Raw genomic sequence first — 24,121 nt, forward strand, 5'->3', positions numbered from 1 at the left:
TCGTGACCTCACAGAAGAGCCTGCTGCTCGTCCACGCCCACCCCGACGACGAGACGATCGCGACGGGGGCGACGATGGCGAAATACCTCGCCGAGGGTGCCCGCGTCACCCTGGTGACCTGCACGGCGGGGGAGATGGGCGAGATCCTGGTGCCCGAGCTGGCCCACCTCGCCGCCGACCGCGACGACGCCCTCGGTGAGCACCGGCGTGGCGAGATCGAGAACGCGATGGCGGCGCTGACGTCACCCGACGGAAACGAGGTCGACCACCGCTGGCTGGGCGGCTTCGGCAGCTATCGCGACTCCGGGATGACCTGGAGCGAGGACCGCACCCACGCCCTGCCCGACCCCGACGCCCGCGAGAACGCCTTCTGGTACGCCGACCTCAACGAGGCCGCCGACCATCTCGTCACCATCATCCGCGAGGTGCGCCCGCAGGTGCTGGTCACCTACGACGAGTTCGGCAACTACGGTCACCCCGACCACATCCAGGCCCACCGGGTCGCGACGTACGCCGCCCATCTCGCGGCCGTCCCGACCTACAAGAAGGAGCTCGGCGAGGCCCACGAGATCGACCGGATCTACTGGACCGCCATCGCCGAGAGCTGGCTCCGCGAGGGGCTGCGGGCGGCGCGCGCGGCCGGCGACGAGGCGGCGCTCGGCGGCATGGACCCCGAGGGTCCGCTGCCGATGGCCACCCCTGACGTCGACATCGCCGCCGCGATCGACGGCACCGCCTACGCCGACCAGAAGGTCGCCGCGATGCGCGCCTACCCCACCCAGATGGACATGGAGCAGGGGATGTTCGCGATGACCAACAGCCTCGGCACGACCGCGTGGTCCCACGAGCACTTCCGCATCGCCAAGGGGCGCGTCGAAGGGGACAGCCTGACCGACCTCTTCGCGGGGTTGTGAGACTTCTCGGCGGCATCCTCGCCGGCGTCGTCCTCGGTCTGGTCGTCGGGGTCGCGGCGGTCGCCGTCCACCCGTGGTGGTGGGGACTGCTGCTCGCCGTGGCCGCGTCGTCGGCGGCGTTGCTGGCGTCTCCGCGCGGCGCCTGGCGGATCTCGTACGCAGCGACCTGGGCGATCGTCATCGCGCTGGCCGCCACACCGAGACCGACCGGCGGCTATGCCGTCGCGGGCGATGTCGCCGGATACCTGATGATCTTCTGGGCCGTGCTGATGGTCGTGGTGGCGACGGCGACCGTGTCGAGGGCCACCTCGACGGCGGATCGGGGCCTCACCGGCGAGTGACGAACGTCCCAAGATGGGCTACGGGTTCGGCCTAGGGGGGTATAGGTCCTAGGCTCTGCGGCATGTCCTATGAGCCCGAGGCCTCCAAGGCCCCCGAGCCCGCGAAGCAAACTGACGCGGACGGGTCCAACGCCAGCCACACTGGCGCGGACGATGCTGCCATCGAGACGATCATGATCCCGCAGATCGAGATCGACGCCCGTGTCGCCGAGTCGACGGGGGCCAAGCCGGTGGAGAACGTGCCCGACGACGAGCCCGACGGGGCGACCCGGATCATCTCCTCCGAAGCCGGTTCTGCCGGTTCCGACGACGACGCCGGCGAGGAGACCCTCCTCCGGAGCACGATGCTGCGCTCGGCGCTGCCGAAGCGCGCCGAGCTGCCGAGCGAGGAGAACTTCCTGTTCGTCTCGAAGAACCGGAAGTTCGCGCCGGAGCCGGAGGCGGTCGACGCCGCCCCCGACCTGGCCAGCGAGGCCGCCACTGAGATCGCGCTCGACCGGCAGGTGCAGGACGCTCCCGACTACGACGACGAGCCGCTCGAGGAGACCGTCATGGGGGTCGGGCCGTTCGTCGTGCACGAGCCGGCTCCGAGCGAGCAGTCCGCGTTCGAGCAGCCCGACTATGCCCAGCCCGACTACGCCCACCCGGTAGCCGCCGAGAGCAAGCAGCTCGGCACCGGCGCCAAGATCGCCGTGGCGGTCGCCGGCGGTGTCGCCATCCTGGCCTTCGTCGGCTGGGCGGCCGCGTACGCCGTGGCCGGCGACAAGATCTCCGAGGGCACCACCGTCGCGGGCGTCGACATCGGCGGGATGACGGCCGACGCGGCGAAGCCGCTGCTGAACGAGAAGTTCGCCGCTGCCCACAGCCAGCCGATCATCGTGGCTGCCGGCGACAGCACCACCGAGGTCAACCCCGCCGAGGCCGGGCTGAGCTTCGACGCCGAGGCGACGATCGAGAAGGCCGACGCCGGCCGCAGCTGGAGCCCGGTGAAGCTGTGGAAGCACTTCACCGGCGGCGGCGAGATCGAGCCGGTCATCAAGGCCGACGACAAGCTGATCGCCCAGGTCGCGGCCAAGGTGAACAAGCGCGCCGGCACGCCCTTCAAGGACGGCGACGTCGTCATCAAGAAGGGCAAGATCAAGACCACCCAGCCGGTCGCGGGCGAGGGCGTCGGCGACGACGCGCTCCGCACCGCGCTCGCCGGGCAGCTGCTCGTCGAGGGCGACCGGAAGGCCGACGTACCTCTCGAGGAGCTCACCCCGGACGTCGACGAGGCCGACGTCCAGGAGGCGGTCGACAAGGTCGCCACCCCGGCGGTCTCCGCGCCGATCACGCTGAAGTTCGAGAAGACACCGGTGGACCTGTCGCCGAAGGAGTTCGGCGACGCGATCCGGTTCGACCCCAAGGACGGCGAGCTCCAGGCCTCGGTCGCGCCGAGCAAGCTCAAGAAGGTGCTCAAGAAGGCCCTCGCCGACGACGCCGCGAAGCCGGTCGACGCGACCGTCAAGATGGTCGACGGCGCGCCGAAGGTCATCCCCGCCAAGCCGGGCGTCACCTTCAACCAGAAGGACCTGGAGGCGGTCTTCCTCGACGTCGTCACGGCGCCCAAGGGCGACCGCACCGTCGAGGTGAAGTCCAAGGTCGCCAAGCCGAAGGTCACCACCGAGGAGGCCAAGGCCTGGGGCATCAAGGAGAAGGTCTCCACCTTCACCACCAACTTCCCCTACGCCGAATACCGCAACGTCAACATCGGCCGCGCCGCCGAGCTGGTCAACGGCACCGTGCTCGCGCCGGGCGACACCTTCTCCCTCAACGGCATCGTCGGGGAGCGTACGGCCGCCAACGGCTTCACCAAGGGCTGGATGATCCAGAACGGGATCTTCCGCGAGGACTACGGCGGCGGCGTCTCGCAGATGGCGACGACGACGTTCAACGCGATGTTCTTCGCCGGGCTCCAGGACGTCGAGCACAAGGCCCACTCGCTCTACATCGACCGCTACCCGATCGGCCGCGAGGCGACCGTCGCCTGGCCCACGCTGGACCTGAAGTTCAAGAACAACACCAAGTACGGCGTCCTCATCCGCTCCTGGGTCAACCCCGCCAGCGGCAGCAGCCAGGGCTCGGTGACCGTCGAGATGTGGTCCACCAAGATCTGGGACATCAAGGCCCGCACCGGCGAGCGTTACGACTTCAAGCCGTTCGGCAAGCAGAAGATCACCGACGGCAACTGCGAGAACACCGTCGGCGCCCAGGGCTTCTCGATCAACGTCTGGCGCGACTTCTACCAGGGTGGCTCCAAGGTCGACACCGAGACCTTCAAGACCACCTACATCCCGCAGGACGAGGTCGAGTGCTCCGACGAGTCGAAGAACCCGCCGCCTCCCGCTGACCCCAACTGACGGGTTGCCGGTCGAGCCGCGAGCGCTAGCGAGCGTGTCGAGACCAACACAGTCCCCTCGGCGATCGATAGGATTGTGTGTGTCTCGACACGCCTCCGCCTAGCGGCTCCGGCGGCTCGACCAGCGACTTACGGCGTCAGGCGGTGGAGGTCGCGGGGGAACAGGGTGACCTCGCGGATGTTGGCGGCTCGGACGAGCCGCGCCACCCACCGCTCCAGGCCCAGCGCGAAGCCGCCGTGCGGAGGCATTCCGTGTGCGAACGCCTGCAGGTACGAGGCGTACGCCGCGGGCTCCTCGCCGCGCGCCCGGATCGCGGCCTCGTAGTCGGTGAGCCGGTGCAGGCGCTGGCCGCCGGTGACCAGCTCCAGGCCGCGGAAGAGCAGGTCGAAGCTGTTGCTCCAGTGCTCATCGCCGGGCTGGGGGTGGGTGTAGAACGGCCGCTTCCGCATCGGGTATCCCTCGACGGCCAAGAAGTCGGAGCCGTGGGTCTGCTGGGCCCACGCACCGAGCGCGCGCTCGTGCTCGGGCGCCAGGTCGGGCTCGTCCACAGGAGCGCCGACCAGCTCCAGTGCCTCGCTGAAGTGGATGACCGGGATCTCCGGCGGCACCGCCGGAAGCTCGACGCCGAGCCGTTCGACCGCGCCCGCTGCGTACGTCTCGATCCCCTCGACCATCCCGGCGACCACCTCGCGGAGCACGGCCAGCACATCCCGGTGGTCGCGGACGAAGCCGAGCTCGACGTCGAGGCTGACGCCCGCCCTCGTCGAGCGTCGCCCGGAAGCCCCGCAGGGAGGCCGCGGCGAGCTCCCACCGCGCCCGGACCGAGGGGTGACGCCAGGTCACCGGAGCGTGGTCGAGCAGGGTCGGCAGCCCGGCCGTCAGTCCGGGGCGCCACAGCTCGACCGGCGGGGTGTGTGCCTGTCCGCTGCGGTCTCGCAGCACCACGAAGGTCACGGTCGCGAGCTCGCGTCGGCGGTGAACGTGCCCGCACAGCCGGACGGTGGAGCCGGGTGCGGCGGTGGCGAGGTGAGCGGCGAGCGTACGGTCTATCGGTTTCATCGTTCCTCCAGGTGGCGAGGCCCTGGAGGTGTGGGCGGGGGCTAGGTCGCGGTGCCACCACACCTTCGCTGATGTGTCATCAGCCTCTCGTCGGTACGCCGCACGCGCGGGCGCCGCCGTGCCGGGTGGCTGAGGGTCGTCACGCCTCGGCGGTGCCGTTGGCGATCGTAGGCGCCGCGCCGAGGGCTCCGCCAACAGGTTTTCGATCGTGACGCCAGTCACATCGGTTCGTTGAAGCGGACATGCGCCCGTTTCTGCTGAGTCTTCTCGGTCTTCTCGCTGCCGTCGCGCTCGTCCTCGTCCCGGTCTCTGCCTCCGCTGCCGCGGGACCGAGCCGGACCGGGATCCCGCTGCCGGGATCGCCCTACGGCGACCCTCTCGGTGCCAACGACTGGGGGTGCGTCCCGTCTGCGGAGCGGCCGACGCCGGTGATCCTGGTGCACGGCACCTTCGGCGACCGCCGGTCTCTGCTCGACCCGATCTCGGTGGCCATGAAGCGGGCCGGGTTCTGCGTCTACTCGCTCGACTACGGCAACCGTGCGACCGGCGACATCCGAGACTCGGCCGCGCACGTGGGCGAGTTCGTCGAGCGCGTACGCGAGGTCACCGACGCCGACAAGGTCTCCCTCGTGGGCCACTCCCAGGGCGGGATGATGCCGCGCTACTACATCAAGAACCTCGGTGGCGCGCCTTTCGTCGAGGACCTCGTCGGCATCGCCCCGTCCAACCACGGCACCTCGATCGTCATGGACGGCGGCGCGACCGGCACCACCGGACTCTGCGTCTCGTGCGCCCAGCAGACCGCCGGGTCTGAGTTCCTCGCGGACCTGAACGCCGGCGACGAGACCCCGGGCGACGTCTCCTACACCCAGATCGTCACCGCCACCGACGAGGTCGTGGTGCCCTACACGTCGGGTTTCCTCGCCGAGGGTCCGAACACCACCAACGTACGCATCCAGGACGCCTGCGCGGTCGACCTCTCCGAGCACCTGCTCGTCCCGATGAGCGCCGCCGCGATCGCCCTCACCCTCGACGCGCTCACCCACGAAGGGCCGGCCTCCCCGGCGTTGAAGACCTGCTGAGGGCGCCCTGCGCCCTACGGTTCATCCATGCACCTGGACCTGGTCACCATCGTCGTTCCCGACTACGACGAGGCGGTGGAGTTCTTCCGTGACGTACTCGGGTTCGTGGTCGCCGAGGACGCCGCGGCGACCACGAACGACGGCCGCCCGAAACGCTGGGTGGTCGTACGTCCGCCCGACGGCGGCACCGGTTTCCTGCTCGCCCGGGCCGACGGTCCGGCGCAGACCGCGAGGGTCGGCGACCAGACCGGTGGCCGGGTGACGTTCTTCCTGCGGGTGGACGACTTCGGCGCTGCGTACGAGAGGCTGGTCGCCGCAGGGGTCGAGCTCGTCGGGCCCGTGCGCGAGGAGCCCTACGGAACGCTTCAGGTCTTCCGTGATCCCTTCGGGAACCTCTGGGACCTGCTGTCAGGGTAGGCGGACGAGCGCCTGGACGGGGGTGTGGTCGCTGGGCCAGCGGCCGTCCTGGGTCCAGGTGTTGATCGCCGCGGCCTTCACGGTGACGCCGGGGGTGGTCAGGATCCAGTCGATCCGGTTGCCGGTGGGCGAGGGGGTGCCGTAGTTGGGGAAGGTGCCGACGCGAGGGGTCAGCTGCTTGCCTGCGAGCCAGGTGTCGGTGAGGCCGCCGTCGGTCACCAGCGTGGTGTAGGACGCCGAGGCCTCGGCCGCGGCGTTGCAGTCTGCGGTGAAGACGGCCGGGAGGCCGGAGTCGGCGATGAGCGATCGGACGACCTCGGCGCTGCGCACCCGGGCGTTCTCGGACTGGTGGTCGAAGTGGGAGTTGACGTGCAGGAACTCCGTGCCGGTCGCCAGGTCGCGGAACCGCACCCAGGTGACGATCCGCGTCACCGTGTTGCCCCAGGTCGCCGAGCCGATCAGGTCAGGGGTGTCGGAGAGCCAGAACTGGTCCCACCAGAGGGCTTCGAGGCGGGAGGCGTCGTAGAAGATCGAGGAGTACTCGCCGCCGGCGCCGCCGTCACGGCCGAAGCCGAGCATCCGGTACTTCGGGCCGAGGCCGGCCTCGAGCGCGCCGAGCTGGTTGAACTCGGCCTCCTGCACGCCCAGGATCGTCGGCTTCTCGAGCTCGACGAACGCGGTGACCAGGGGCTTGCGCTCGGGCCAGTAGTCCGGCTGTCCCGGCTGGGTGCCCTCGCGGTCGTAGCGGATGTTGAAGCTCATCACGTGCAGGTCGGGTGCCTTGACCTTGCCGATCAGGGGGCTGTCCGACGACGTCTGGCCCGCCGCGGGCAGGGCGCCGCCCAACGTCGTGCCGACCGCCGCTGCCGCGCCCAGCGCGGTCGCGGACGTGAGGATTCCTCGCCTGGTGATGCTGATGCCCGATTCCATCGTCTGCTCCTCGAGTGGGGGTTTCCATCACCCCAGCAGGCGCAGATGAGCACTCGTGGAACTCCGGGTGAGCGGGCTCGGACGGCTCCGCTACGGGGTGATCTACGTGGTGATCTATGGGGTGGGCGAGGCGTAGTAGCGGCAGCGGTGGTGCTCGGTGAACCCGAGGGACTCGTAGAGCGCGAGGCCCGCGTCGTTGGTGGTCTCGACGTGCAGCCAGGCGGCGCGGGCGCCGCGCTCGGCACCCCATTCGAGCAGCGTGGCGAGGGCCTTGGTGGCCAGCCCCTGGCGGCGGTGGGACTCGGCGACCTCGAGGTCGTGGACGGCCAGCCAGTCGCGCTCCATCGTGCCCATGATCCGGGCGGTGTCACCGAGGGTGATCAGCACCTGCGCGCCGTCGGTCCCGCTCACGGTCTCCACGTGGGCGTCCTCGACGGGCGGCGGCAGGAGGCGGCGGGTGGCGGCGAGCCCGGCGAGCCGGAACTCGACGGTTACGTCCTCGACCCAGCCGCGCTCGACGACGGTCTCCTCGGCTGCGGAGCCGACCTCGACCTTCACGCGGGGACGCTTGTGGCGGCTCCGGTAGAACCTCTCGACCTTGTCGATGGCCGCGTCGAGCCCGACACCCGGGTCGCCGATCGCCAGCGCCGAGTTCGGTCGCCGGCGGACCGAGACCTCGTGGTCGAAGAGCACCCACTCGCCGAGCGGCTCGGAGGCGGTGCCGGGGAAGATCGCGGCGCTGAGCAGTTCGGCCTCGCGTACCCCGATCCGGAGACGTACGTTGGGCCGCGGCGGCACCGGTTTGCCGGAGACGATCTCGGCGACCGGCACGCTCACCTGCTCCCCCGACTCGCGCTCGATGACGGCGGTGCCGTCGGCCCAGGACGTACAGACTCCGAGGATGTCGGTGAAGGCGGGCCCGCCGGTGGGGCCGGTCTCGCCCGGGACGAGGCGGCGGATGACGATCCGCTTGCCGACGACATGTGGTCCCAGGAGATGAGCAGGCACGGGGGGATACTAGGCTGTCCCCTGAAGGGCCAGTCGCGCCCCTCTGACTTTCGTGATACCCCGCTTGGAGGAGCCCCGAATGACGTACGTCATCGCCCAGCCCTGTGTTGACGTGAAGGACAAGGCTTGCGTCGACGAGTGTCCGGTGGACTGCATCTACGAGGGCAAGCGGATGCTCTACATCCACCCCGACGAGTGTGTCGACTGCGGCGCCTGCGAGCCGGTGTGCCCGCCCGAGGCGATCTTCTACGAGGACGACACCCCGGAGGAGTGGAAGGAGTACTACGACGCCAACGTCAAGTTCTTCGACGACCTCGGCTCGCCCGGTGGTGCCGCCCGCATGGGCGAGATCGACAAGGACCACCCGTTCGTCGCTGCGCTGCCCCCGCAGAACCAGGACTGATGCTGGTCTCACAGCGGCTGCCTGACTTCCCCTGGGACAAGCTCGCGCCGTTCAAGGAGAAGGCGTCCGCGCACGCCGGCGGGCTGGTCGACCTCTCGATCGGCACGCCGGTCGACCCGACCCCCGCGGTGATCCAGAAGGCGCTCGCCGACGCGGCCGACTCGCCGGGCTACCCGACCACGGTCGGCACGGCCGCGGTGCGTCAGGCCGCGATCGACTGGCTGGCGCGCAACCACGGGGTCACGGGTCTCGGGCTCGACAACGTGCTCCCCGCGATCGGCTCCAAGGAGCTGATCGGCTCGCTGCCGCTCCACCTCGGTGTCGGCCAGGGTGACCTGATCGCCTACCCGGAGCTGGCCTACCCGACCTACGAGGTCTCCGCGGCACTCGTCGGCGCCGACACCGTCGCCACCGACTCGCTGGTCGCGCTCGGCCCGAAGGCGCCCCGCATCCTGTGGATCAACTCGCCCTCGAACCCGAGCGGCCGGGTGCTCCCGGTGGAGCACCTGCGCAAGACCGTGGAGTGGGCCCGCGAGCGGGGCACGCTGCTGATCTCCGACGAGTGCTACATCGAGTGCGCCTGGGAGGCCTCGCCGGTCTCGGTGCTCCACCCGGACGTGTGCGGTGGTTCGTTCGACGGCATTCTCGCCGTCCACTCGCTCTCGAAGCGCTCCAACCTCGCTGGCTACCGTGAGGCCTTCGTGGCCGGTGACGCCGCGGTCCTCGGCGAGCTCCTCGAAGTCCGTAAGAACCTCGGCCTGATGATGCCCGGCCCGCAGCAGGTCGCCATGGTGACCGCGCTCGCCGACGACCAACACGCCAAGGAGCAGCACGCCCGCTACGCCGCCCGGCGCACCAAGCTCAAGGCGGCGCTCGAGTCGGCCGGCTTCCGCATCGACCACTCCGAGGCCTCCCTCTACCTGTGGTCCACTCGTGACGAGGACTGCTGGGACACCGTCGAATGGCTCGCCGAGCGCGGCATCCTCGCCGCTCCCGGCGCGTTCTACGGTCGCGCCGGCAGCCAGCACGTACGCATCGCGTTCACCGCGACCGACGAGCGCGTCGACGCGGCCGTCGCCCGCCTGGCCGAGTGAGAGATCGAGCCAGGCGGGGCTTGCCCCGTACGTGAAGATTGGTGGCGTGAGCGCACAGCCGGGGACCCCCACGGGCCCGCCGACCATCCCGCCCCCGGGACCGCGGCCACCCGCGCCCGGCCCGTCCGGACCGAGGCTGCCGGAGCCCGCCCGCGAGGCGCTTCGGAAGTCGGCGCGGCAGGCCCGCAAGCAGCTGCGCCCGGTGCGCAAGCACCTCATCGTGCTCGGCATCGTGATCGCCGTCGCCCTGGTCTTCGCCGGCCTGCGGCTTCTCGGCGTCGGCGTCGGTGGCGTCCCGGTCCTCTCCCGTGAGTCGTGCACCGTCACCTCCGAGGGCGAGACCTACGACCTCTCCGCCGACCAGGCCGAACGTGCCTCGGCGGTCGCCGCTGAGGCCGTACGCCGCGGGCTCCCCGCCCGCGCAGCCTCCGTCGTGCTGACGGTCGAGCTCGCCGACCACTCGCTCGACCGGGACGCGGCGAAGGCTGGTGCGCTCTACGACCGGCTCTCCGGCGTTGCCGACTACCGCCAGCAGTCCGTCCCCGGTGTCGCCCAGCAGATCAGCGACGGCTCACGCGACAGCTACCGCGACGCCGAGCCGGAGGCACGGGCTCTCGCCTCGGCACTGACCGGCAACACCCCCGAGGCGTTCTCGTGCGTTGTCAAGGGCGGTTCCGACGAGGTCTCGGACCAGCTCAGCGGCGCCGGACTCACGTCGCGGGCGGAGGCCCTGCGTGATGACGTACGCCAGGCGTACGGGGGGCTCCCCGAAGGCGGCTTCCAGCCCGGCGGCGTGACCACCGGCCACATGGCCGGCTCGGCCCACTACGAGGGCCGCGCGGTCGACTACTTCTTCCGCCCCGTCAACGCGCGCAACAACATCAAGGGCTGGTCCCTGGCGCAGTACCTCGTCGCCAACGCCGACCGCCTCGACATCGAGACCGTCATCTACGACGACCGCATCTGGACCCGGTGGCGCTCCGCCGCTGGCTGGCGCGACTACGAGATCCCGGACCGTGGCGGCGACCAGGCCATCCTCGAGCACCGCGACCACGTCCACGTCGACGTGGCCGACTGAGGCCGAGACGTCGGCCGCGTCGGCCGAGGCGTCACGTACGTCGCGCGAGGCGTCACCTGCTGGCATCTCGCCCGACCGGGGTGACGCCTCGGCCGACCGGGGTGACGCCTCGGCCGACCGGGTCAGGCGAGGGTGACGACGATCCGCTCGTTGGTGACCTCGGGGGTCTTGGCCCACTCCTCGTTCTCGCCGGCGGACCATGTGCGTCCGTCGTACGCAATAGCGGTGGCGCCGAACTCGCTGGCCCGGGCGAGCGCGTAGTGGGCGGCGGTCCAGCCGCCGCGCTGGCCGGTCTGGCCGGCGTCGACGGGGATCACCACGGTCGAGCCCTCGACGCGGGCCCGGCCGACCATGCCGCCGAGCAGCTGGTTGATCTCGGTCTTGGTGGCCTGCGGCTTGCCGGAGCCGGCCTCGGGCTCGTCGATCCGGCAGGTCAGGGCGGCGGGGGAGTAGCCGCTGATCGCGGAGGCGATCGCGCGGCCCTCACCCTCGTGGTCGGCGTACGCCTCGGGGTAGGCCGACCGCTGCACCTCCTGCGCCGCCTCAGTGACGACCATGTCCTCGTAGCCCTCGATCTTCACGAGCGCGTCGTAGAACTTGTTGGTGGCGTAGATCGGGTCCTGGACCTGTTCCTCGGTGCCCCAGCCCATCGACGGACGCTGCTGGAAGAGGCCGAGCGAGTCCCGGTCGCCGTGGCTGATGTTGTAGAGCTTCGACTCCTGGATCGCGGTCGCGATCGCGATCGTGGCCGCCCGCGCGGGCAGGCCGCGCTTGAGCCCGAGCGCGGTGATCACGGCCGCGTTGCCCATCTGCTCGGGGTCGAAGCGCGCCTCGTACTCGCCCGCGACCGCCGTGCAGTGCTGCAGGTCGGGCAGGATCGAGTCCAGCTTGTCCGTCGCGGCCTGGACAACCCAGTAGATGCCGCCGGCGATCACGCTGAGCACCACCAACGTGGTGACGAGCTTCTTCAACTCAGCGACCCACTAGTTGGCGTGGAGGGCAGCGTTGAGCTCGATGCCCTCGCCCTTCCACGGAACGGCCTCGATGGCGCCGCTGACCGAGTTGCGACGGAAGAGGATGTTGGAGGCGCCGGAGAGCTCGCCCGCCTTCTTCACGGTGCCGTCGGGCAGCGTCACCTTGGTCCCGTACGTCACGTAGCAGCCGGCCTCGACCACGGCGTCGTCGCCGAGCGAGATGCCGATGCCGGAGTTGGCGCCGAGCAGGCAGCGCTGGCCGATGGAGATGACGGCCTTGCCACCACCGGAGAGGGTGCCCATGATCGAGGCGCCGCCACCGACGTCGGAGCCGTCACCGACGACGACCCCGCCGGAGATCCGGCCCTCGACCATCGAGGCGCCGAGGGTGCCGGCGTTGAAGTTGACGAAGCCCTCGTGCATGACGGTGGTGCCGGGGGCCAGGTGGGCGCCGAGGCGGACGCGGTCGGCGTCACCGATGCGGATCCCCGACGGCACGACGTAGTCGACCATCCGCGGGAACTTGTCCACGCCGTAGACGGTCACGTGCTGGCCCGCGGCACGCAGCCGGGCGCGGGTGAGCTCGAAACCCTCGACGGCGCACGGGCCGGCGCTGGTCCACACCACGTTGGTGAGCAGGCCGAAGATGCCGTCGAGGTTCTGCCCGTGCGGCTGCACGAGGCGGTGCGAGAGCAGGTGGAGACGAAGCCAGACGTCCTCGGTGGAATCGGGCGCCGTGTCGAGGTCCTTGACCTCCACGAGCGCGACCTTCTTGGTCACCTGGCGCACCTCGTCGGCGCCCTCGAGCGCGGTCAGCTCGGCCGGCGCGGTCGCGTCGGCGGGCTTGTCGCCCAGCTGCGGCGCGGGGAACCACACGTCCAGCACAGAGTTGTCGGCGGCGTACGTCACGAGGCCGAAGCCCCAAGCTGCATTCGTCACGCGGCGCAGTCTAATGGGCCGACCCTACTCGTCCCGTATCGCGACCGGCCTGCGTGCGACCATGGACGGGTGAGCAAGAAGAGTGCGCCGCCGACGCCCCAGCTGATCCAGGCCGAGGACGAGACCTGGACCCTGGAGATCCCTGGCGTGGCCAGCAGCAAAGGCCACCCTGCCCCCGAGTGGGCGATGGCCAAGGGCGTGGAGGTCGTACGCCGCGCCGCCTCCGACATCGTCCGGAGCTGGATCGACGGCAAGCCGGTCAGCGACGCCGAGAAGCAGATCGTCCTGCTCGTCACCCGAGGTGACTCGCAGGTCTATGCCTGGCTCGACGCCGCTTTCGCCGACGACAACCCCCGCTAGACCGCCGCTAGCAGCAGCGGGCCTGCTGGTTGTGCTCCTTCTCGTCGGCCCGGTGACGCTCGAACGCACGCCGGGTCATCGGCTCGACGCCCTCACGCTCGCACCGGGCGACGTACTCGTCCCACTTCGCCTCCCCGGTCGCCTGGCGGAGCAGCCGCCAGGCGCCGGAGACACGCTCGGTCAGGATGCTCATGAGACCGGCGTCTTCTGGGACGCCTCCCACTCGCGTACGGATTCCTTCTCCTCCTTGGTGGCGAAGAAGTCGGAGGGCGCGACGATCTTCGACTCGACCTTCGGCACCTCGGTGGTCGGCAGCCCGCCGGCGCGGATCGCCTTGACCACGGTCACCGCGGCACCGGCGACGATCACGATCACGAGCAGCGCGAACGCTGCCTGCAGGATGCCGCTCTGGGTCGAGTTGTAGATGATCTGGTCGACGTCCTCGGGGGTCTTCGCGACGCCGTAGAGCTCACCGGCGTCGCGTGCCTCACGGGCGGCGGAGGCCTGGGCGAAGTAGCCGATGGCGGGGTTGTCGCTGAACACCTTCTGCCAGCTCGCCGTCATGGTGACGATGAGGTCCCAGGCCAGCGGGATGCCCGGCACCCAGGCGAACTTCGCCAGACCGTGCTTGAACATCAGCACCGTGGCCAGGGTCAGGGCGATCGCGGCGAGCAGCTGGTTGGCGATGCCGAAGAGCGGGAACAGCTGGTTGATCCCGCCGAGCGGGTCGCCGACGCCGATCCAGAGCATGTAGCCCCAGGCCAGTACGACCAGCGCGGAGGCCGACCAGGCCGCCGGCCGCCAGGAGGTGTCGGCGTAGCGCTTCCAGACGTTGCCGATCGTGTCCTGGAGCATGAACCGGCCCACCCGGGTGCCGGCGTCGACGGCGGTCAGGATGAAGAGCGCCTCGAACATGATCGCGAAGTGGTACCAGAAGGCTGCCAGGCCGCCGCCGAACGCCTCGGTGAAGATCAGCGACATCCCGAACGCCAGGGTCGGGGCGCCACCGGTGCGGGAGATGATCGTCTCCTCCACGCTGGCCGCGGCTGCCTCGAGCTCGGCCGGGGTGATCGTGAAGCCGAGACCGTTGACGAAGGCGGCTGCGGTCTCCGGGGTGCCGCCGGTCGCGCCGGCGGCGGCGTTCATCGAGAAGTAGATGCCCTGGTCGATGACCGAGGCCGCGATGAGGGCCGAGATCGCGACGAACGACTCCATCAGCATGCCGCCGTAGCCGATCATCCGGACGTGGCTCTCCTTGGCGACCATCTTCGGCGTGGTGCCGGAGGAGATGAGCGCGTGGAAGCCGGAGAGGGCGCCGCAGGCGATGGTGATGAAGACGAACGGGAACAGCTTGCCGGCGAAGACCGGGCCCTCGCCGTTGGTGGCGAAGTCGGTGACGGCCTCGTTCTGCAGCGCCGGGGCCGCGATGACCAGGCCGACGGCCAGCAGCACGATGACGCCCACCTTCATGAAGGTGGAGAGGTAGTCACGCGGGGTGAGCAGCATCCACACCGGGAGGATCGAGGCGACGAAGCCGTAGACGACCAGGCAGATAACCAGCGTCTCGTGGGAGAGGGTGAGGGAGTCGGCCAGGCCCATCTCCTCGACGTACCCGCCACCGATGATGGCGAGCAGGAGCAGGGCGACGCCGATGGCGGTCACCTCGCTGACGCGGCCGGGGCGCAGGTAGCGCAGGTAGAAGCCCATGAAGAGCGCGATCGGGATGGTGAGACCGATCGAGAAGACACCCCACGGCGACTCCGCGAGCGCATTGACGACGACCAGCGCGAGCACCGCCAGGATGATGATCATGATCGCGAAGACGGCGATCAGCGCGGCCACGCCGGCGACGGTGCCGATCTCCTCGCGCACCATCTGACCGAGGCTCTTGCCGTCGCGGCGCATCGAGAAGAACATGACGACCATGTCCTGTACGGCGCCGGCGAGGATGACGCCGACGATGATCCAGATCGTGCCCGGCAGGTAACCCATCTGCGCGGCCAGCACCGGGCCGACCAGCGGGCCGGCGCCGGCGATCGCGGCGAAGTGGTGCCCGAAGAGCACTCGACGGTCGGTGACGTCGAAGTCCTGCCCGTTCTCCAGCCGCTCAGCCGGGGTGGCCCGGGTGTCGTCGACCTTCAGCACCTTGTCGGCGATGAACTTCGAGTAGTACCGGTAGGCGATCGCGTACGAGGACAGCGCGGCGAACAGGATCCACAGCGCCGACACCTCCTCGCCTCGGGACAGGGCGAGCATGGCCCAGCAGACGGCGCCGACGACAGCGACGGCGGACCAGATGGCGACTGACTTCATATTGGGCCCGGACCGTGGGCCCGAGCCGGTGGGGTTGGCGGTCGACGTTGACATGGTCTCCCTCGGGTTCAGCGGGTAAGCGGTCGCTTGTGACCGCTGTCTCAGCCTAGTCTCAGGAAACCGTCGTCCCGACGGCCGGTGGGGCTACTGCCCGGTACGCCCGTCGATGGTCTCGCGCAGCAGGTCGGCGTGGCCTGCATGGCGGGCGTACTCCTCGATCATGTGGACCAGGATGTCGCGGATGCTGGCCTGCTCGTTGCCGGTGTCGCGCATCTCGCCGAGCACGCTGTCGTCGATCGAGTCGAGCCACTCGTCGGCGAGGGCGACCTGCTCGCGCCAGCTGGTGAACGCCTCGTCGACCGACTCCTGGGTGGGCTCGACCTTGTGGAAGCCGCCGGTGGGGTCTTCGGCGTCGAGGCGGGGGATGTCGAGGTTCTCCTTCAGCACCCGCTGGAACCAGCCGTGCTCGACCCGCGCCATGTGCCGGATCAGCCCGATCAGGCTCAGGTCGCTCGGCGGCACGCTCTGCTTGGCCAGGTCCTCCGGACCGAGGTCCTGGCACTTGAGCTCGAGCGTGAGCCGGTAGTGGCGCAGGTAGTCGCGATAGGTCGCCAGCTCGCCGACAGGCTGCTCCTTCTGCAGGCGTGGGTCCTCGCCCTCGGGAAGCCAGATGCCCTCGAATCCGACCTGTCGCTGATCGCTGCTCATGGGTTCACCCTGTCGGAACAAGCGCCTTTCGGCCAACGGATTTCAGCCACCGAAGCTGGGCGGCCGCTTCTCCAGGAACGCGTTGATGCCCTCGCGCCCGGACGCCGAGCCGCCGAGCGCGGAGATCGACTCCGCCTCGCGCCGCAGGGCCGACTCGGGGTTCGGGTCAGCGACGTCGCGGATCAGGTGCTTGGTGCGCGCCAGCGCCTCCGGGGACCCGGCCAGCAGGGTGGCGACGACCTCGTCGACGGTCGCGTCGAGCTCGTCGGCCGGTACGACGCGGGCGACCAGCCCGGCCTCGAGCGCCTCGTCGGCAGAGAGCATGTCGCCCAGCAGGGTCAGCCGGAGCACCCGGTGCAGGCCGAGGGTGTGGACGAGCAGCGAGCCGCCGCCGTCGACCGAGAGCCCCACCTTCGCGTAGGCGAGGCTGAACTTCGCCCTGTCCGCGGCGACCACGATGTCGGCGGCCGCGGCCAGCGGGAACCCGACCCCCGCCGCCGTCCCCTGGACCGCGCTGACCACGATCGCGTCGCAGCGTACGAGCTCGGTGATCATCCGGTTCGCGCCCTCGGCGAGCTCCAGGATGTACGGCCCCAGATCGTCGGCCGCCGCGAACCCGGCCAGGTCGCCGCCGACCGAGAAGTACTTCCCCTCCGCCGCGAGCACGATCACCCGCGCCGAGTCCGCCTTCGCCCGCAGGATCGCCGCCAGCAGCTCGTCCCCGGCCGCGGGGGAGAAGACGTTGCCCCGGTCAGGGTTGGTCATCGTGATGCGCGCGCACCCGTCGGCGTACTCGTAGCGAATCAGGCTCATGCGCGCATCCTGCCAGGGTGCTGCCTCGGCCGTCGCCCGATCAGCCCACCAGAGCCGTCCCATCCGGCTACGGTCGCGACGTGGCATCTTCGAGCGCGTTCACCGTCACCCGTGTCCCGGCCGCCGCGACCTATCCACTCCGAGCGCTGGTCCTCCACGGCGGTGCGTCGCCCGAGTCGGCGAAGGTCACAGGCGACGACCACTCGGACGTGGCGACCTTCGCGGCCAAGGACGCAGATGCCACCGTGGTCGGGAGCGTCAGTGTGTTCCCTTCCACGGAGGGCACGTGGCGGATCCGTCGCCTGGCGACCGCCGAGGAGTGGCGCGGACGCGGAGTCGGGACGGCCGTACTCGCCGCAGCTCTGGCACATGCGGACGACCACGCCGGCGGGACCGTCTGGTGCAACGCCACGCCCGCCGGCGCTCCACTGTTCCTGCGGGCGGGCTTCCAGCAGGTCGGCGCGCCGTGGGAGGACCCGGAGTTCGGGCCGAACGTGCGACTGGTGCGGCGGGTCTGAGCGAGCGATGCACACGGTCGTTACGTATGTGACGAATGAGGCGCCTCATTCGTCACATACGTAACGACCGTGTGCATTCGGTTTAGAACTCATGAGTTTGGGTATGAGTCGGGCGTGAACGAAGAGGAGAAGGCCGTAGCCGTAGCCGCGATCGCTGCCGCCGAGCAGCTCCGCGGAGTCGTCTCGGGGCTGAGCGCCGCGCTGGTGTGGGGCTGGTCGGTCAAGCACGTCCCCCTGCGCCCCGAGGTGACGATCCCGCGAAGCCGGCGGATCCGCCGCTCGATCGCTCGTGGCGTCATGGTCCGTCGGCTCGACATCCCGGCCTGCGATGTGGATGGCGTCGTGACGACGCGGCTGCGCACGGTGATCGACTGCTCTCGGAAGCTGCCCTTCGACGAGGCGCTGTGCGTCGCCGACTCCGCGCTGCGCCTCGGGGTCGGCCGCGAAGAGCTGGTCGCTGCCGCCGATCGCACCTTCGGTCCGGGAGCGGGCGGGGTCCGCAGGGTGGCCCACCTGGCGCACGGAGGCGCTGACAACGCCTTCGAGAGCTGTCTGCGCGCGATCGCGATCCAGGTCGACGGGCTCGACGTCGAGCCCCAGGTGAGGATCGCGGAGCCCGACTTCCTCGGCCGGGTCGACCTCGCCGACCGTCGGCTCCGGATCATCATCGAAGCCGACTCGTTCGAGTTCCATGGGACGCGTCGGGCGCTGGTCGAGGATGCGGCCCGCTACAACCGGTTCGTGGCAGCGGGCTGGATCGTCCTACGGTTCACCTGGGAGGACGTCATGCTGCACCCCGAGGTCGTCCACGAGGCGCTTTCCGGTGCCGTCGCCGACCGGTTGAGGTCCATGCCTGCATGATTGCGGCGTGATCACGGTGCGCCGGGTGGCGGTCGAAGAGACGTATTCGTTGCGGGCGAAGGTGTTGCGCAACGGCGGGCCGCCGGAGGCGGCGCGGGTGCCGGGGGATGATGACCCCGAGGTCGCGACGTACGCGGCGCTGGATGCCGACGGGAGCATGGTCGGGTGCGTCGGGCTCTTCCCGGAACCGTGCCCTGACCTGCCCGATCATCCCGGGAAGGGGTGGCGGATCCGGGGGATGGCGACGGCGGACGGGTGGCGCGGGAAGGGTGTGGGTGGCGAGGTGCTGCAGGCTGCACTCGACCATGTCGCGACCCGGGGCGGCGGGCTGGTCTGGTGCAACGCGCGTACGTCGGCGGCGAGGTTCTACGAGCGCGCAGGGTTCCGGGTGATCGGTGAGCCGTGGGACGACCCCCAGATCGGGCCGCACGTGCGGATGTGGCGCGCCGTGTGAATCGGGTTCGCGCGGGGGGCCGCGGGCGGCGTACCCTTCTCCTTACAGGCGTTCGAGCCGTCATCAGCGGCGAGCCCCGGGAAGAAATCTTCGGAGAGTAGAACCCGGCGGGAGTGGCCCGTCACAGCCGGAACGAAGTGGCCCAGGCATGGGCAAGCAGGGTGGTACCGCGGTCGAGAGATCGTCCCTGTGGCAGACGAAACCCACACCACCACCCAGCAGGAGATGCCGCCGATGGCCTATCCGAAGGTCACCTCAGCCGACAAGAGTGCCGTCCCGGCCAGCCCACGCTTCCCGGAGATCGAGACGCAGATTCTCGACTACTGGAAGAAGGACGGGACCTTCCAGGCGAGCATCGACAACCGCGACGCCGGCGAGAACGGCGAGAACGAGTTCGTCTTCTACGACGGCCCGCCGTTCGCCAACGGCCTGCCGCACTACGGCCACCTGCTGACCGGTTACGTCAAGGACATCGTCCCGCGCTACCAGACGATGCGCGGCAAGCGCGTCGAGCGGCGCTTCGGCTGGGACACCCACGGCCTGCCCGCCGAGCTCGAGGCGATGCGCCAGCTCGGTCTGAAGACGACCGACGAGATCGTCGAGATGGGCATCGACAAGTTCAACGCGGCCAGCCGGGCCTCGGTGCTGAAGTACACCGGTGAGTGGCGCGACTACGTCACCCGCCAGGCGCGCTGGGTGGACTTCGACAACGACTACAAGACCCTCAACCCCGACTACATGGAGTCGGTGATCTGGGCCTTCAAGACGCTCTACGACAAGGGCCTGGTCTACGAGGGCTTCCGCGTTCTGCCCTACTGCTGGCAGGACGAGACCCCGCTGTCCAACCACGAGCTGCGGATGGACGACGACGTCTACAAGGACCGCCAGGACCCGGCGGTGACCGTCGGCTACGCGCTCGACGCGACCGGCGAGGACGAGGTCCTCGACGGCGCCCACATCCTGATCTGGACCACCACCCCCTGGACCCTGCCGTCCAACCTCGCCGTGATGGTGGGCTCCGACATCGACTACGTCGTCGTCGAGGGCCCGGTCCTGGGCACCGACAAGACGGCCAGGTACGTCCTCGCGGAGGCCCGGCTCGCGGCGTACAAGAAGGAGCTGTTCCCCGACGCCGACGAGCCGACGATCCTCGGACGTTACAAGGGCGCCGAGCTGCTCGGCCGCAGCTACACCCCGCCGTTCTCCTACTACCTCGGGCGCGCCAACGCGTTCCGGATCGTCGCCGCCGACGACGCCGTCACGACCACCGACGGCACCGGGGCGGTTCACACCGCCGGTGCGTTCGGTGAGGTCGACAAGGAGGTGACCGACCGCGAGAACATCGAGGCGGTCATGCCGGTCGGCAAGGACGGCAAGTTCACCGCGCCGGTCGTCGACTACGCCGGTGTCCAGGTCTTCGACGCCAACCTGCAGATCATCGACCACCTCAAGGCGGTCACCCGCGGCGAGGCCGGGGGATCGGTGACTGCGGGCACGATCCTGCTGCGCCGCGAGTCCTACAACCACTCCTACCCGCACTGCTGGCGCTGCCGTCAGCCGCTGATCTACAAGGGTGTGAGCAGCTGGTTCGTCGAGGTCACCAAGATCAAGGACCGGATGCTCGAGCTCAACCAGCAGATCCGCTGGGTGCCCGAGCACATCCAGGACGGCCAGTTCGGCAAGTGGCTGGAGAACGCCCGCGACTGGTCGATCACCCGCAACCGCTTCTGGGGCTCCCCGGTCCCGGTGTGGAAGTCCGACGACCCGGCCTACCCGCGTCTCGACGTCTACGGGAGCTTCGCGGAGCTGGAGCGCGACTTCGGCACCCTGCCGAAGGACGCCGACGGCAACCCCGACCTGCACCGGCCGTACGTCGACGACCTGGTCCGTCCCAACCCCGACGACCCGACCGGCAAGTCGATGATGCGCCGGGTGCCCGACGTCCTCGACGTCTGGTTCGACTCGGGCTCGATGAGCTTCGCCCAGAACCACGTGCCGTTCGAGAACGAGGAGTGGTTCGCCCACCACTTCCCGGGCGACTTCATCGTGGAGTACATCGGCCAGACCCGTGGCTGGTTCTACACGCTGCACATCCTGGCGACCGCGCTCTTCGACCGGCCGGCGTTCCAGTCCTGCATCAGCCACGGCATCGTGCTGGGCTCGGACGGACAGAAGATGTCCAAGAGCCTGCGCAACTACCCCGACGTCAACGAGGTCTTCGACCGCGACGGCGCCGACGCGATGCGCTGGTTCCTGATGTCCTCACCCATCCTGCGCGGCGGCAACCTGGTCGTCACCGAGCAGGGCATCCGGGACTCCGTACGCCAGGTGATGATCCCGCTGTGGAACAGCTGGTACTTCTTCCATCTCTACGCCAACGCGGCCAACCTGGAGACCACCGGCTCGACCGAGTCCACCGACCCGCTGGACCGCTACGTCCTGGCCAAGCTGCGCGACTACGTCGCCGAGATGACCACCGCCATGGACGACTACTACGTCGCCGAGGCGTGCGAGGCGACGCAGCGGTTCATCGACGTGCTCACGAACTGGTACATCCGCAGGTCGCGGGAGCGGTTCTGGAACGAGGACAAGGCTGCCTTCGACACCCTCTACACGGTGCTGGAGACGGTCACCCGCCTGGTCGCGCCGCTGCTGCCGCTGACGACCGAGGAGATCTGGCGCGGTCTGACCGGTGGCCGCTCGGTGCACCTGACCGACTACCCGGTCGTCGAGGACCTGCCCGCTGACGACGACCTGGTCGCCCGGATGGACGCCGTCCGCGCGGTCTGCTCCTCGACCTCCGCACTGCGCAAGGCGCGCAAGCTCCGCAACCGTCTGCCGCTGGGCGGCCTGACCGTGGTCGGTGCCGACATCGCCGGCTTCGAGGAGATCGTCGCCGACGAGGTCAACGTCAAGTCGGTCCGGCTGCTCGCCGCCGACTCGGAGGAGGCCGGCACCTACGGCATCGAGCAGAAGCTCACCGTCAACGCCCGCGCCGCCGGGCCGCGCCTCGGCAAGGACGTCCAGAAGGCCATCAAGGGCTCCAAGTCCGGTGACTGGTCGGTGTCAGACTCCGGTGAGGTCGTCGCCGGTGGTCTGGCGCTGGTCGAGGGTGAATACACGCTCGAGACCGTCGCCGGCTCCGCCTCCGACGACATCGCGGTCTCGATGCTCCCCGGTGGGTTCATCGTGCTGGACACGGTCGTCACCCCCGAGCTCGCCGCCGAGGGTCTCGCCCGTGACCTGGTCCGCGCGGTCCAGCAGGCCCGCAAGGACTCCGGCCTCAACGTCGAGGACCGCATCATCCTGTCGGTGGCCGGGTCGGCGACTGTCCGTGAGGCAGCCACGACCCACGCCGACCTGATCGCCCGCGAGACCCTCGCCACGACCTACGACGTCGTCGACGCCCTCGACGGCAACCCGGTCGACCTGGGCGACGGCGAGAAGGCGCAGATCGCGGTCGCTAAGGTCTGAGCCTGCGAACCCGCGAAGCGGGTCGAGATCCGTCCAGCACCACAACCCAGCAGGGCCGGAGCCGTCGATCGGCTCCGGCCCTGCTGCGTTGGGGCTAGGTTGGGAGGCGTGAGAGGACCGACGCTTCGCGAGCTCGCGGTCCAGGCGCTGTCGTCGGTCGAGCGCGGGTACGACCTGCTGGCGCCGAAGTTCGACGCGACCCCGTTCCGCACGCCGGACTGGATGCTCGCGGCCACGATCACCGCGCTGCGGGAGCACGGGCCGTTCGAGCGAGGGCTCGACGTCTGCACGGGCACCGGGGCGGGGCTGGCGCTGCTCGAGGAGGCGACGTCGGAGCGGCCGACCGGGGTGGACTTCAGTGCGGGGATGCTGGAGCAGGCCCGGGCGGCGCACCCTGACGCCGACCTGGTGCGGGCGGATGCTCGCGCGCTGCCGTTCGAGGCTGCGTACGACCTGGTGGTGAGCTTCGGGGCGCTGGGGCATTTTCTTCCGGAGGAGCGGGGGCCGCTCTTCGACGGCGTCTACCGGGCGCTGCGGCCGGGCGGGGTGTTCGCGTTGCCGATGAGCCGCGCGCCGAAGCCGACGCAGCCGGCGTACTGGCTGCTCACCGGGTTCGACCTGGCGATGCGCGTGCGCAACGCGGTGTGGCGGCCGACGTTCGTGATGTACTACCGCACCCATCCGCGGCCGGCGCTGTTCGCCGACCTGAACGCCGCCGGGTTCACGGTCGAGACGACGCCGATGCCCGGTGTCGGCGAGCTGATCATCGCTCGCCGGCCACCGGGCTGACGGTGTCCCAGGGCTTCAGGCGCGGCGCGGGTTGCGCTCCGCCAGCCGGGCGGCGACGGTCGGGACGATCACCGCGGCGGCGACGAGGTGGGAGATCACCAGCATGATGTTGGTGGCGTAGGAGTCGGTGACGGCGACCAGGCTGGGCACCAGCGAGAGTGCGGTCAGCGTCCACGCGGTGCGCTTCCAGGTCGAGCGCGGGCGCTTGGCCCAGCGGGTGAGGCAGACGGCGATGATGATGCCGATCAGGCCGAGCTCGGCGACGGCCCAGGCGAGTCCGGTCTCGGGGATCGCGGCGGGGGCGACGCCGGTGCCGGGGAGGGCGACGTCGAACGGGACCCCGGTGGCGCGGGCCACGAACTCGTAGACGCCGGTGACCAGGGCGCCGACGAGGACGGCGGCGGTGCTGACGAGCCAGACCGGGATCCGCGAAGCGAACTGACCGTGGTCGGTGGTGGTGGCCTGGGCGAAGGTGCTGGTGCTCATGATGGTGCCTCTCGTGTCGTGGTTCTGGTGGTGGTTGGCGCGGTCCGTACGGCCGCTTCTCACCCACTCCACGAACGGCTCGACGCCGATCCGACAGTTCGCCGAAAAAAACTCTGGAGGACGAAGATCACACCCTCCGGGGCTTTCCGCGGAAAGTAAGTTAGGTGAGCCTTGGTCGACATGACCCGCAAACCTCGGATCGCGAAGCTGCTGAGCCCCCTGATCGGGCTGTTCGGCCTGTTGTTCATCGCCAGTGGCGCCGCCAGCTACTACCTGGCCCACACCCAGCTGAAGGCGCAGGAGATCACCGTCGCCGACGACGCCTCGTTCCTCGCCGGAGACACCGTCGACGGGCCGTTCTCGGCGTACGCCCAGGCCGCCACGGTCGAGAAGCACGCCCTGGGGATCACCAAGGGCAAGACGTACGCCGAGCTGGACCAGGAGGACCCGATCCGCGAGGTCGCCGCCGAGTCGTCGTTCGTACGCGCCTCCCTGCTGACCGCGGTCACCGCCTTCGGTCTCTCGGCGCTGGTCGCGGGCCTGGGTGTCGTGCTGCTGTTCGTCGCCTTCGCGCTGGGGTCGCTGACCCGCGCGGTCGTGCCGGCCAAGGAGAAGGCCTCGGAGAAGACCGACGCTCTCGAGCCGGCCACCGCCTGACGACCCCTCGACCAATGGGCCCGGGAAGGCGATTCGCCTTCCCGGGCCTC

Annotated in this window: 25 protein-coding genes; 15 read left to right on the forward strand and 10 right to left on the reverse strand. The window is 69.9% G+C overall.

What is annotated here, in order from left to right:
• Nucleotides 1-2: 2 nt before the first annotated feature.
• The 3 genes from mshB to G5C66_RS17155 all read left to right on the forward strand — a co-directional run bounded on the left by mshB (nt 3) and on the right by G5C66_RS17155 (nt 3,654).
• Nucleotides 3-914 carry an N-acetyl-1-D-myo-inositol-2-amino-2-deoxy-alpha-D-glucopyranoside deacetylase gene (gene mshB / locus G5C66_RS17145; RefSeq protein WP_165112175.1) on the forward strand — a complete coding sequence of 304 codons (912 nt, stop codon included), beginning with the start codon at nt 3-5 and terminating at the stop codon, nt 912-914.
• On the forward strand, nt 911-1,255 hold the full coding sequence (locus G5C66_RS17150; protein ID WP_165112176.1) for a hypothetical protein: 345 nt from the start codon (nt 911-913) through the stop codon (nt 1,253-1,255). Before mshB ends, G5C66_RS17150 begins: the two co-directional genes overlap by 4 nt.
• Before the next feature lie 62 nt (nt 1,256-1,317).
• Nucleotides 1,318-3,654 (forward strand): VanW family protein, encoded by a 2,337-nt coding sequence (locus tag G5C66_RS17155; RefSeq protein WP_165112177.1) that lies wholly within the window; start codon nt 1,318-1,320, stop codon nt 3,652-3,654.
• A 128-nt stretch (nt 3,655-3,782) separates the two neighbouring features.
• Here the strand turns inward: G5C66_RS17155 and G5C66_RS26100 are convergent, their stop codons facing one another.
• The gene (locus G5C66_RS26100; RefSeq protein ID WP_338144210.1) at nt 3,783-4,352 is read right to left on the reverse strand and encodes an amino acid--tRNA ligase-related protein; all 570 of its coding nucleotides are present in this window, start codon (nt 4,350-4,352) and stop codon (nt 3,783-3,785) included.
• Between the two features lie 603 nt (nt 4,353-4,955).
• On the opposite strand from G5C66_RS26100, the gene G5C66_RS17165 reads away from it, so the two are divergent.
• Both G5C66_RS17165 and G5C66_RS17170 read left to right on the forward strand, forming a co-directional pair.
• Complete coding sequence (locus G5C66_RS17165) at nt 4,956-5,795, forward strand: esterase/lipase family protein (protein WP_165112178.1); 840 nt, start codon at nt 4,956-4,958, stop codon at nt 5,793-5,795.
• Nucleotides 5,796-5,822: 27 nt separating this feature from the next.
• Nucleotides 5,823-6,212 carry a VOC family protein gene (locus tag G5C66_RS17170; RefSeq protein WP_165112179.1) on the forward strand — a complete coding sequence of 130 codons (390 nt, stop codon included), beginning with the start codon at nt 5,823-5,825 and terminating at the stop codon, nt 6,210-6,212.
• On the opposite strand, the gene G5C66_RS17175 is transcribed toward G5C66_RS17170, so the two are convergent.
• Together G5C66_RS17175 and G5C66_RS26900 are read right to left on the reverse strand one after the other, a co-directional pair.
• Complete coding sequence (locus tag G5C66_RS17175) at nt 6,204-7,142, reverse strand: endonuclease/exonuclease/phosphatase family protein (RefSeq protein ID WP_165112180.1); 939 nt, start codon at nt 7,140-7,142, stop codon at nt 6,204-6,206. The two genes, G5C66_RS17170 and G5C66_RS17175, sit on opposite strands and share 9 nt — an antisense overlap.
• Nucleotides 7,143-7,256: 114 nt before the next feature.
• Nucleotides 7,257-8,150, reverse strand: coding sequence for a GNAT family N-acetyltransferase (locus G5C66_RS26900; RefSeq protein ID WP_165112181.1), 894 nt, complete (start codon nt 8,148-8,150; stop codon nt 7,257-7,259).
• 79 nt (nt 8,151-8,229) lie between these two features.
• Between G5C66_RS26900 and fdxA the strand changes: the two genes are divergently transcribed.
• From fdxA to G5C66_RS17195, 3 genes are read left to right on the forward strand one after another with little or no spacing between them, the layout of a single operon-like run.
• A complete protein-coding gene (gene fdxA / locus G5C66_RS17185; protein ID WP_008358813.1) occupies nt 8,230-8,553 on the forward strand; it encodes a ferredoxin in 324 nt (107 codons plus the stop codon).
• Nucleotides 8,553-9,647: a succinyldiaminopimelate transaminase gene (gene dapC / locus G5C66_RS17190; protein WP_165112182.1), complete on the forward strand. Its 1,095-nt coding sequence runs from the start codon at nt 8,553-8,555 to the stop codon at nt 9,645-9,647. The genes fdxA and dapC overlap by 1 nt, the downstream gene beginning before the upstream one ends.
• Before the next feature lie 46 nt (nt 9,648-9,693).
• Nucleotides 9,694-10,725 (forward strand): VldE C-terminal domain-containing protein, encoded by a 1,032-nt coding sequence (locus G5C66_RS17195; RefSeq protein ID WP_338144211.1) that lies wholly within the window; start codon nt 9,694-9,696, stop codon nt 10,723-10,725.
• 122 nt (nt 10,726-10,847) lie between these two features.
• Here G5C66_RS17195 and G5C66_RS17200 read toward each other — a convergent pair whose 3' ends face one another.
• The gene (locus G5C66_RS17200) at nt 10,848-11,696 is read right to left on the reverse strand and encodes a hypothetical protein (RefSeq protein WP_165112183.1); all 849 of its coding nucleotides are present in this window, start codon (nt 11,694-11,696) and stop codon (nt 10,848-10,850) included.
• A 12-nt stretch (nt 11,697-11,708) separates the two neighbouring features.
• Nucleotides 11,709-12,638 (reverse strand): 2,3,4,5-tetrahydropyridine-2,6-dicarboxylate N-succinyltransferase, encoded by a 930-nt coding sequence (dapD, locus tag G5C66_RS17205; protein WP_165112184.1) that lies wholly within the window; start codon nt 12,636-12,638, stop codon nt 11,709-11,711.
• Between the two features lie 69 nt (nt 12,639-12,707).
• Here dapD and G5C66_RS17210 point away from each other — a divergent pair, with 69 nt between their 5' ends.
• The gene (locus tag G5C66_RS17210; RefSeq protein WP_165112185.1) at nt 12,708-12,998 is read left to right on the forward strand and encodes a hypothetical protein; all 291 of its coding nucleotides are present in this window, start codon (nt 12,708-12,710) and stop codon (nt 12,996-12,998) included.
• 7 nt (nt 12,999-13,005) lie between these two features.
• Here G5C66_RS17210 and G5C66_RS17215 read toward each other — a convergent pair whose 3' ends face one another.
• The 4 genes from G5C66_RS17215 to G5C66_RS17230 all read right to left on the reverse strand — a co-directional run bounded on the left by G5C66_RS17215 (nt 13,006) and on the right by G5C66_RS17230 (nt 16,832).
• The gene (locus G5C66_RS17215) at nt 13,006-13,191 is read right to left on the reverse strand and encodes a YbdD/YjiX family protein (protein WP_206444211.1); all 186 of its coding nucleotides are present in this window, start codon (nt 13,189-13,191) and stop codon (nt 13,006-13,008) included.
• The gene (locus G5C66_RS17220; RefSeq protein WP_165112187.1) at nt 13,188-15,311 is read right to left on the reverse strand and encodes a carbon starvation CstA family protein; all 2,124 of its coding nucleotides are present in this window, start codon (nt 15,309-15,311) and stop codon (nt 13,188-13,190) included. The genes G5C66_RS17215 and G5C66_RS17220 overlap by 4 nt, the downstream gene beginning before the upstream one ends.
• A gap of 144 nt (nt 15,312-15,455) precedes the next feature.
• Nucleotides 15,456-16,019: a DinB family protein gene (locus G5C66_RS17225; protein WP_165112188.1), complete on the reverse strand. Its 564-nt coding sequence runs from the start codon at nt 16,017-16,019 to the stop codon at nt 15,456-15,458.
• A 42-nt stretch (nt 16,020-16,061) separates the two neighbouring features.
• Nucleotides 16,062-16,832 (reverse strand): enoyl-CoA hydratase/isomerase family protein, encoded by a 771-nt coding sequence (locus G5C66_RS17230; RefSeq protein ID WP_165112189.1) that lies wholly within the window; start codon nt 16,830-16,832, stop codon nt 16,062-16,064.
• An 80-nt stretch (nt 16,833-16,912) separates the two neighbouring features.
• Between G5C66_RS17230 and G5C66_RS17235 the strand changes: the two genes are divergently transcribed.
• The 5 genes from G5C66_RS17235 (at nt 16,913) to G5C66_RS17255 (ending at nt 22,928) form a co-directional block, all read left to right on the forward strand.
• The gene (locus G5C66_RS17235; RefSeq protein ID WP_165112190.1) at nt 16,913-17,350 is read left to right on the forward strand and encodes a GNAT family N-acetyltransferase; all 438 of its coding nucleotides are present in this window, start codon (nt 16,913-16,915) and stop codon (nt 17,348-17,350) included.
• 114 nt (nt 17,351-17,464) lie between these two features.
• The gene (locus G5C66_RS17240) at nt 17,465-18,211 is read left to right on the forward strand and encodes a DUF559 domain-containing protein (RefSeq protein ID WP_165112191.1); all 747 of its coding nucleotides are present in this window, start codon (nt 17,465-17,467) and stop codon (nt 18,209-18,211) included.
• A gap of 7 nt (nt 18,212-18,218) precedes the next feature.
• Nucleotides 18,219-18,665, forward strand: coding sequence for a GNAT family N-acetyltransferase (locus tag G5C66_RS17245; RefSeq protein ID WP_165112192.1), 447 nt, complete (start codon nt 18,219-18,221; stop codon nt 18,663-18,665).
• Between the two features lie 189 nt (nt 18,666-18,854).
• Entirely contained in the window at nt 18,855-22,139 is a 3,285-nt protein-coding gene (ileS, locus tag G5C66_RS17250; RefSeq protein ID WP_420901744.1) for an isoleucine--tRNA ligase, read from the forward strand.
• Between the two features lie 108 nt (nt 22,140-22,247).
• Entirely contained in the window at nt 22,248-22,928 is a 681-nt protein-coding gene (locus tag G5C66_RS17255) for a class I SAM-dependent methyltransferase (protein WP_338144212.1), read from the forward strand.
• A gap of 15 nt (nt 22,929-22,943) precedes the next feature.
• Here the strand turns inward: G5C66_RS17255 and G5C66_RS17260 are convergent, their stop codons facing one another.
• Nucleotides 22,944-23,414 (reverse strand): DUF6069 family protein, encoded by a 471-nt coding sequence (locus G5C66_RS17260; protein ID WP_165112194.1) that lies wholly within the window; start codon nt 23,412-23,414, stop codon nt 22,944-22,946.
• 180 nt (nt 23,415-23,594) lie between these two features.
• Here G5C66_RS17260 and G5C66_RS17265 point away from each other — a divergent pair, with 180 nt between their 5' ends.
• A complete protein-coding gene (locus G5C66_RS17265) occupies nt 23,595-24,071 on the forward strand; it encodes an aromatic ring-opening dioxygenase LigA (protein WP_165112195.1) in 477 nt (158 codons plus the stop codon).
• Nucleotides 24,072-24,121: the final 50 nt, after the last annotated feature.

This window comes from Nocardioides turkmenicus (assembly GCF_011045035.1).
Classification (GTDB): Bacteria; Actinomycetota; Actinomycetes; order Propionibacteriales; family Nocardioidaceae; genus Nocardioides; species Nocardioides turkmenicus.

Excerpts from the sequence above, each read along its gene's own strand:
- G5C66_RS17155 (WP_165112177.1), top strand. The coding sequence starts at position 1,318 with ATGTCCTATGAGCCCGAGGCCTCCAAGGCCCCCGAGCCCGCGAAGCAA.
- G5C66_RS17165 (WP_165112178.1), top strand. The coding sequence starts at position 4,956 with ATGCGCCCGTTTCTGCTGAGTCTTCTCGGTCTTCTCGCTGCCGTCGCG.
- G5C66_RS17170 (WP_165112179.1), top strand. The coding sequence starts at position 5,823 with ATGCACCTGGACCTGGTCACCATCGTCGTTCCCGACTACGACGAGGCG.
- G5C66_RS17175 (WP_165112180.1), bottom strand. The coding sequence starts at position 7,142 with ATGGAATCGGGCATCAGCATCACCAGGCGAGGAATCCTCACGTCCGCG.
- fdxA (WP_008358813.1), top strand. The coding sequence starts at position 8,230 with ATGACGTACGTCATCGCCCAGCCCTGTGTTGACGTGAAGGACAAGGCT.
- dapC (WP_165112182.1), top strand. The coding sequence starts at position 8,553 with ATGCTGGTCTCACAGCGGCTGCCTGACTTCCCCTGGGACAAGCTCGCG.
- G5C66_RS17215 (WP_206444211.1), bottom strand. The coding sequence starts at position 13,191 with ATGAGCATCCTGACCGAGCGTGTCTCCGGCGCCTGGCGGCTGCTCCGC.
- G5C66_RS17220 (WP_165112187.1), bottom strand. The coding sequence starts at position 15,311 with ATGAAGTCAGTCGCCATCTGGTCCGCCGTCGCTGTCGTCGGCGCCGTC.
- G5C66_RS17225 (WP_165112188.1), bottom strand. The coding sequence starts at position 16,019 with ATGAGCAGCGATCAGCGACAGGTCGGATTCGAGGGCATCTGGCTTCCC.
- G5C66_RS17230 (WP_165112189.1), bottom strand. The coding sequence starts at position 16,832 with ATGAGCCTGATTCGCTACGAGTACGCCGACGGGTGCGCGCGCATCACG.
- G5C66_RS17260 (WP_165112194.1), bottom strand. The coding sequence starts at position 23,414 with ATGAGCACCAGCACCTTCGCCCAGGCCACCACCACCGACCACGGTCAG.
- G5C66_RS17265 (WP_165112195.1), top strand. The coding sequence starts at position 23,595 with ATGACCCGCAAACCTCGGATCGCGAAGCTGCTGAGCCCCCTGATCGGG.